At 66.8% G+C, this 7,243-nt stretch carries 7 protein-coding genes; 5 read left to right on the plus strand and 2 right to left on the minus strand.

What is annotated here, in order from left to right; translation table 11 throughout:
* Positions 1 to 659: 659 nt before the first annotated feature.
* The 4 genes from U9983_RS25595 to U9983_RS25610 all read left to right on the plus strand — a co-directional run bounded on the left by U9983_RS25595 (position 660) and on the right by U9983_RS25610 (position 4,521).
* Positions 660 to 1,247 (plus strand): GAF and ANTAR domain-containing protein, encoded by a 588-nt coding sequence (locus U9983_RS25595; protein ID WP_416211540.1) that lies wholly within the window; start codon positions 660 to 662, stop codon positions 1,245 to 1,247.
* The gene (locus U9983_RS25600; protein WP_322756466.1) at positions 1,244 to 2,029 is read left to right on the plus strand and encodes a GAF and ANTAR domain-containing protein; all 786 of its coding nucleotides are present in this window, start codon (positions 1,244 to 1,246) and stop codon (positions 2,027 to 2,029) included. The genes U9983_RS25595 and U9983_RS25600 overlap by 4 nt, the downstream gene beginning before the upstream one ends.
* Before the next feature lie 191 nt (positions 2,030 to 2,220).
* Complete coding sequence (locus U9983_RS25605) at positions 2,221 to 3,660, plus strand: GAF domain-containing SpoIIE family protein phosphatase (protein WP_322756467.1); 1,440 nt, start codon at positions 2,221 to 2,223, stop codon at positions 3,658 to 3,660.
* 33 nt (positions 3,661 to 3,693) lie between these two features.
* Positions 3,694 to 4,521 carry a slipin family protein gene (locus tag U9983_RS25610; protein WP_322756468.1) on the plus strand — a complete coding sequence of 276 codons (828 nt, stop codon included), beginning with the start codon at positions 3,694 to 3,696 and terminating at the stop codon, positions 4,519 to 4,521.
* 551 nt (positions 4,522 to 5,072) lie between these two features.
* Here U9983_RS25610 and U9983_RS25615 read toward each other — a convergent pair.
* Positions 5,073 to 5,528 carry an Hsp20/alpha crystallin family protein gene (locus U9983_RS25615; protein ID WP_322756469.1) on the minus strand — a complete coding sequence of 152 codons (456 nt, stop codon included), beginning with the start codon at positions 5,526 to 5,528 and terminating at the stop codon, positions 5,073 to 5,075.
* Between the two features lie 94 nt (positions 5,529 to 5,622).
* Positions 5,623 to 5,835 (minus strand): hypothetical protein, encoded by a 213-nt coding sequence (locus tag U9983_RS25620; RefSeq protein ID WP_322756470.1) that lies wholly within the window; start codon positions 5,833 to 5,835, stop codon positions 5,623 to 5,625.
* Positions 5,836 to 6,122: 287 nt separating this feature from the next.
* Here U9983_RS25620 and U9983_RS25625 point away from each other — a divergent pair, with 287 nt between their 5' ends.
* Complete coding sequence (locus U9983_RS25625; protein ID WP_322756471.1) at positions 6,123 to 7,085, plus strand: aminoglycoside phosphotransferase family protein; 963 nt, start codon at positions 6,123 to 6,125, stop codon at positions 7,083 to 7,085.
* Positions 7,086 to 7,243: the final 158 nt, after the last annotated feature.

A 7,243-nucleotide genomic window follows, 5' to 3' on the forward strand; every position in this document is an offset into this window, starting at 1 on the left:
TGTCCCGCTCCTCGCTACCGTGCCTGTGGCCGATACCCTTATTGTGGTCGCGGGAAGGAGCCGGTCCTCGTATTCCGTGCCGGCGTGTCGGTTCCTGTGAATACCGGGCGGATATCCTCGGTTCCCACGGCCGGGCGCGGAGCTCACACACACAACCGGCGTAACGGTCAAGCCACGCTATAGCTTCAATTCAGACATTGGTAGTGGAGCGGGCACATGGTTCATGCAACATCCTGAACGGCACGAGGAAAATCAAGGAGACCCTTGAGGAGGTCGCCGCCGATCGCAACGTGGCACTCGGCCTGCTCGTCACAGCCTGTAGCAGATCAAAGCGGTGAGCTACCTCGCCGGAGCCCTGGGGCGGAACGCAGACCGTGCTGCTCGGGGACGGGTTAACCGGTGTCATACTGATCTCAAGCCGGTCGTCAAACCGACGTTGAGGCGGTGTCCCATGGCGATCCGGGCGGGCTGGCAGCCCTACCGGTTCTCGTGTGTGCATGACAACGGATGGATGACACCGTTTCTGCTGGGTCTGCGTGGATGACCGAGGCCGCTGGACCCGCCTGTTGGCCGAGGCTGCCACGGAACGCGTATCGCAACCGCGGCGGATCTGTCAGCTGTGTACGGAGATGTTGGGAGTCACCGGCGCGGGCATCTCTATGGTGACAGCGACGGGTAACCGCGGGGTTGTGTACGCGACCGATGACGTCTCGACGCGCATCGAGGACCTGCAGTTCACACTGGGTGTGGGCCCGTGCGTCGACGCGGTGCATACCGGCGCACCGGTCCTGGTCGCCGATCTCGACGAACCTGGTGACATCGCGGTGGATCGCTGGCCGATGTTCATGGAGGGTGCCGCGACGGCCGGGGTCCGGGCGGTGTTCGCGTTCCCGCTGCGCATCGGTGCCATCAGTCTCGGCACCCTGGACCTCTACCGTGACCAACCTGGAGACCTCGACAGCAGTCAGCTCTCCGCGGCGCTGCTGGCCGCGGATGCAGCTGCCCTCGCGTTGCTGCACCTCGACATCGGTCGGGACGACACGTTCTGCGACGATCTCGCCGCCCGCTCCACCTACCAGCTTCAGGTACATCAGGCCACCGGCATGGTCCAGGTCCAACTCGGCGTCCGAACGGAACAGGCGTTCCTGATGCTGCGTGCCCGCGCGTTCGCAACCGGCAGATCCCTCGTCGCAGTCGCGATCGATGTCGTCGAGCGGCGCTTACGTTTCTCAACGGAGGATCAATGAGTGACGCTGGCATCAACGCTGACATCAACAATGGCACTCCTGCGGCACGCCACACCCGAGAGCAGGCGCTCGCCGAGATTTTCGTCGTGCTTGCGGACACCCTGGTCGACGACTACGACGTCGTCGACCTGCTTGACCAGCTCGTCGCGGCCTGCGTCAATCTGCTCGGCGTGACCGCCGCCGGATTGTTGCTCGACGACCACAAGGGCAATCTCACCGTCGTCGCCTCCTCGAGCGAGGAAACCCGGCTGCTGGAGCTTTTCCAGCTCCAGAACAACGAAGGACCCTGTCTGGACTGTGTCCGAACCGGGACGGCCGTGACGAGCCGCGACCTCGACGCCGACCGCTCCCGCTGGCCGCTGTTCGTCCCCATCGCCTATGCGGCCGGCTTCCGGTCCGTCACCGCGGTGCCGCTGCGGCTGCGTAACCAGACGATCGGCGGGCTCAACATGTTCTGCGACAGCTCCGAGCCGGTGCACGGACCGGACCAACGCCTCGCCCAGGCCTTGGCGGATGTGGCCACCATCGGCATCCTGCAACAACGTTCCGTGCACCGAAGCGCGATGCTGGCCGAACAGCTGCAGCGCGCGCTCAACAGTCGGGTCGCCATCGAACAGGCCAAGGGTGTCCTCGCCGAGCGTAACAGCGTCGACATGGACGTGGCGTTCGACGCACTGCGTCGCCACGCCCGCAACCACAACCTCAAACTCACCGAGGTCGCCCTCGCCGTCGTCGGCGGTGAGATTGCTCCCGATACTGTCCCGGTGCTCCGCCGCCCCTGACCGGACGCTGCACGCCAGCAGGCACGCGACGCTGGTCGGCGGTGGCTTCCGCTCCGTATCCTTCGCTGGCGATTCGTGGCACACTTTCTCCACTCAGCGCGCCTGGACTGGTCCGGACCTCGTGCTCCCTCGCCGCTCGTGACTTCTACGCGAAGGCGACGAGGCCGATGATGAAACCTGCCGTCCACCCTGTGACTGCTGCTCCCTCCATCCATTCCGGCGACCAGGCCGAAGCGGTACCCGCGGCCGTGACGTCCGTGCCGTGCCCCCGCAGCCCAACCGTGGATGCCGCGCTGGCGGCGCTCGCTGCCGCTTTCGATGACACCCCGACGACGGGCAGCGCAGCCCAACCACGGCCGGCGTCCAACAGGCAGGTGACATCGGCCATGACAGGTTGCGCGCGGCTCGCTGCCGTGCGCGCCCGGGGGCTGCCGGATACCGCTACGGACATGCCGTTCACTCGGCTCACCCGGCTGGCGGTCTTGGCGTTGGGCGCGCAGTTGGCCTTCGTGACGCTCCTCGACGAACACGCCTCGTTCCGGAAGGGCCGCATCGGCACGGGACCCCCCGCAGCCTTGGGCGACCGGCAGTACCCGGCTGCCGGAGCGTTGTTCGGCCAGTACATCGTCGAACCCGGCGGAGCGATGATCGTCACTGACGCCGCCGTCGACCTGCGAACCCGCGATGACCCGTTGGCGCGTTCGATAGGAGCCCAGGCCTGGGCCGGCTTCCCGCTCCGCGGCCCCGCCGGGGACATCTTCGGCATCTTTTGGGTGGTTGACACCGCATCCCGCGAGTGGACCGACGGGAACCTCGAGGTACTCGCCACCTTCGCCGCCGCCGCCGCCGCCGAGGACGCGCTGCGTGACGAAGCGTCGCGGGCCGACGAGACCGCCGAGGTGCTGCAGCGCAGCATGCTTACCGATCTGCCCGACGTCAGCCACATCCAGCTCGTCAGCCGTTACCTGCCTGCCCGGGAGACCGCCCAGGTCGGCGGGGACTGGTACGACGCGTTCGTCCTGCCCGACGGCGTGACCGCCCTGGTCGTCGGGGACGTCGCCGGCCACGACCTGTCAGCCGCCGCCCAGATGGGGCAGCTGCGCAACCTGCTGCGCGGCATCGCCTGCTACAGCAACCCAGCCCCGCACGAGGTTCTCACCGGCCTGGACAGCGTGGCTTTTCACCTGCAGGTCGCGGACCTCGCCACCGCCGTTTACGCCCGGATCGAAGGTACCGACGGCGGCCCGTGGCAGCTACGTTGGGCCAACGCCGGCCACCCGCCCCCGCTGCTGATCACCCACGACGGCGCTACCCGTTACCTCGACCAGCCGGCCGGGTTGCTTCTGGGACTCGGCGGCGGCCGACACACCGACGGCATCGCGGCGCTCCCCGCGTTGTCCACCCTCCTGCTCTACACCGATGGGCTGGTCGAGTCCCGTCGCACTCCCATCGACGTCGGGCTGGACCGGCTCCGTGTCGCCGCGGGGGCTGCCGCCGGTCAGCCCCTGGAACAGTTCTGCGACCACATCTCGGCCGCGCTGGCCGGTGACGCCGCCGACGACGTCACGCTGCTCGCCCTGCGCATCCCGCACCGCGACGAGGCAGGCCGTCTGAGCTGGACACCCGAATGATCCGTTAAACCAGGCACGAACAACGACCGGCTGGTGATCAGCGCCGGGATCGGAAGGAGCATCATATTCGGATTCCACTTCCACGTCATCCCTCAATACGAGCAGGGCGTCGTGTTGCGGTGGGGCAAGCTGCAGCCCAAGGTGCGCCAACCAGGGCTCATCTGGCTCAACCCGTTCAGTTGTCGCCTCACAAAGGTCAATATGCAGACCGTTGTGGTCAGCGTGCCCGCTCAGGAGGCCATCACCCGGGATAATGTAACCCTAACCGTCGACGCAGTCGTCTATTTCCGCGTGGTGGACCCCGTCAAGGCGGTGGTCAATGTGCAGAATTATCATTACGCGGTTTCCCAGGTGGCGCAGACCTCGCTGCGGTCGGTCATCGGTCACGGCGACATGGACGAACTCCTCTCCGAGCGTGAACGTGTCAACGCTGAACTCAGGGATGTGATCGACCAGCCGACCGAGGGACCATGGGGACTTCACATCGAACGGGTGGAGGTCAAAGACGTCGCACTGCCTGAATCGATGAAGCGATCCATGTCCCGTCAGGCCGAAGCCGAGCGTGAGCGCCGCGCCCGGGTCATCGCCGCGGACGGTGAATTCCAGGCATCCGAAAAGCTGTCCCAGGCGGCCCAAGCAATGGCCGCTACCCCTGGCGCCCTCCAGCTTCGGCTTCTTCAGACGGTCGTGGACGTCGCCGCCGAGAAGAACAGCACCCTCGTCATGCCGTTCCCCGTCGAACTTCTCCGCTTCTTCGATCAGGCCCGCAGCGCCGACGTGACCGCGGTCATGCCCATGGCGGCGCAGCTACCCACGCCGCCCGCCACCGCGACCAACGGGAGCCTCCCCGCATCTCGATGACCGGCGTCCCGCGTACGGAAACCGCGGTGGGCAGGGTTCATGGAGGATCTCCGCACGTCGCCGCGACGACGGCGCCTTCGAATTTATCGCGGTACGCCACCCCGCGGACACCCGGCTCGCCCAGTATGATCATTCCGGGGCCGAAATCATCTACGTCCTTGACGGAGAGCTGAGGATGGGGAAGCGACGTCTCAGCCTCGGATCCCCAGAGTTGATCCCGAACAACACTCCCTACACACTCCGGGCCGGGCCCGATGGGGTCCGTTACCGGAACGTCCGGGCACACCGCGTTGCATACCTCGCCAAGGACGGTGTTACCGGTTTGCCGACGTGACTTCGTGTGCAATCCGACCTTGCGGGATCGGCATCCAGTTGCTGGCCATGGTCACCGCACCGCCGACCCTCGCAGGCCCTCCCGACAACGCGAACCGAACCCTTCCCTCGGAACAGAGGTGCGGCCCCGGGAACCGGAGGCCGACGGTCTTTGGGTGACCGGCATGACACGGTGTGTGCCATGGCCTCCGAGTTCCGGGCCCGCGCCGCCGGACTCGCTAGCTCGTCTGCGCCTTGATCGTGCGGTCGGCGGGCGCCGCGGTGGTAACCGCGACCTTGTGGGGTTTGACGGTGGCGGCGAGCGGCATCGTCAGTGTGAGGACCCCGTCGTGGAAGACGGCGGAGATCTTGTCGGTGTCGAGACCATCGCCCAGCAGGAGCTGCCTGGTGAGCTCGCCGTGGAACCGTTCCGCGGCGAATACCTGGGTCTGTTCGTCGGCCCGGGCGGGCTCCGGCACCCGCCTCCCGGTGATGGTCAGCACGTTGCGCTCGACGATCACCTCGACCGAGGCCGGGTCGATTCCGGGTAGGTCGGCGTGCAGGACGAGCTGTTCGCCCTGCCGATAGGCGTCGATCGGGATGCGCGTGCGCACCGCTACGGCGCCGCCGACCCGGTCGAGTGCTCCGGCCAGCCGGTCCAGCTCCTGGAACGGATCGAATCGCATCAGCATCATGACCACTCCCCTGTGAGTGAACCCGGCGGGAATGCCACCGGCATATCCAGCAGCGGTGGACGTCTTGTCCGACGCCCTCCTTCCCTGGCCGGGTTCAACCCTTATTGTTTGTGCTGGAAACCGCCGGACCCAGTGCTGAGATACTCCCGGCGCGCGGGTCGAAGGACTCTCGACACATCTGGCCCGGTAGGCCGGCTTCGAGGACCAGCTGGGCCAGCTGGGCCAGCTGGGCCAGCAGGCCGCCTTCGCCGGCTAGGCTGATTCCCGCGTCCGCTCCGGCGCCAACGGCTGCACCGATGGTCCCCACGGCTGGTCCTGGCGTCGAGAGAGGGAGACAAACTTATGACCTGTGACCTGCCCAGCGCTCAGTCGCGAGCCATCAGTCGTGCGTGGGAGCGTGTCGTATACGACTGTGGATGCCCGGACATGTACTACTGCCCGTCGTCGGATGACATCGAGTGTCCCCGGCACAGCGGTTTTGGCGTGTGTTGCGACCGGGTGCCCGAGCACGTCTCCGTGCGCTGAACAGCGCCGCTACCGGGATCTCTGGTCGCAGCGCTGACATCGGCCACCGGATCGTCTGCCAGAAGGCCCATGACTTCTTCATCAGGTCCGGAGACCCGCCCGGAGACCGTGCGATCGGTGGCCGGCGCCCTCGCCGCCGTCGGCCTTGCCGCCGGCCGTGTCACGCCGCTGTTCGGTGGGTACGGGGGCGAGACGTTTCGAGTCACGACGCAGGTCGGTGAACTGGTCGTCAAGGTGCGCTCCGACGTGCGGCCACTGGCGGTGACGCGGACGGCGTCGCACCTGCTGTCCGGCCGCGGTCTGCCCCACCAGGACGTCGTTGTGCCACCCACATGGACGCCGGCCGGCTGGCTGATCGCTGTGCGGTGGATCGACGGCCACGACCTCTCCCACGAACCGATCAGTGGATGGAGCACGGAGCAGGCCACCCGCCTCGGCGGGGATCTGGGTGCCTGGCTGTCGAGAATGCACAGCATCAGGGCGCCGGGTCGGGACTGGCTGGGCATGGCGGACCGGCGTTTCACGGCGAAGCTGCGCCATGGCGCGGCGCGCGGGCACCTCGCCACGGGGCTGGTTGTCCAGCTGGAGGATTTCTGGCAGCGCGTCCGACCGGCTCTGGACGGCGCGCCTGTCGCCCTGGTCCACCGCGATCTTTGGGCTGGCAATGTCGTGGTGCGCGACGGGCTGTTCGCCGCAGTGATCGACCTGGAGAAGGCACGGCTCGCCGATCCCCTCTACGACATGGTCAAGATCACTGAATTGGTGTTGAGGCTGCACCCGGTCCTTGGCGCCGCGTTCCGTGAGGCATATGGGTTGGACACGGAATGTCCCGATGTCCGCGACCGGCTTGCCGCGGTCTTCGCCCTGGAATACCTGTCGGCCGTCGTCTATTTCGACACGCGCGGCGACCAGGTCATGGTCGCGGACCAGTGTGACCGTCTCGCCAGGCTGCTTCGCCGACCTTTCGATGCGATGACAGCAGGTCAGACGGTCCACGGAACCCGCGAACCTCCACCTCAGCGCCTCCGATAGTTCTCCTGATCCTTGGAGTCGGACACATGGCGGCCGGCCGGTTGCGGGCCGTCTCGCCGAATCTGCTGACGACCCTGGTCAGAGCCGCTTTAGCTATGGCCGACAGATGTCTGCCTATGCGACCTCACTCTCTGCGCTCGTTGCGCACTTAAATTCAA

It is taken from the genome of Protofrankia sp. Cas3, from assembly GCF_963555955.1.
Classification (GTDB): domain Bacteria; phylum Actinomycetota; class Actinomycetes; order Frankiales; family Frankiaceae; genus Protofrankia.

What these genes read in the sequence shown, in the direction of transcription:
- U9983_RS25595 (WP_416211540.1), top strand. Translation starts at nt 660, where the DNA reads ATGGTGACAGCGACGGGTAACCGCGGGGTTGTGTACGCGACCGATGAC.
- U9983_RS25600 (WP_322756466.1), top strand. Translation starts at nt 1,244, where the DNA reads ATGAGTGACGCTGGCATCAACGCTGACATCAACAATGGCACTCCTGCG.
- U9983_RS25615 (WP_322756469.1), bottom strand. Translation starts at nt 5,528, where the DNA reads ATGATGCTGATGCGATTCGATCCGTTCCAGGAGCTGGACCGGCTGGCC.
- U9983_RS25625 (WP_322756471.1), top strand. Translation starts at nt 6,123, where the DNA reads ATGACTTCTTCATCAGGTCCGGAGACCCGCCCGGAGACCGTGCGATCG.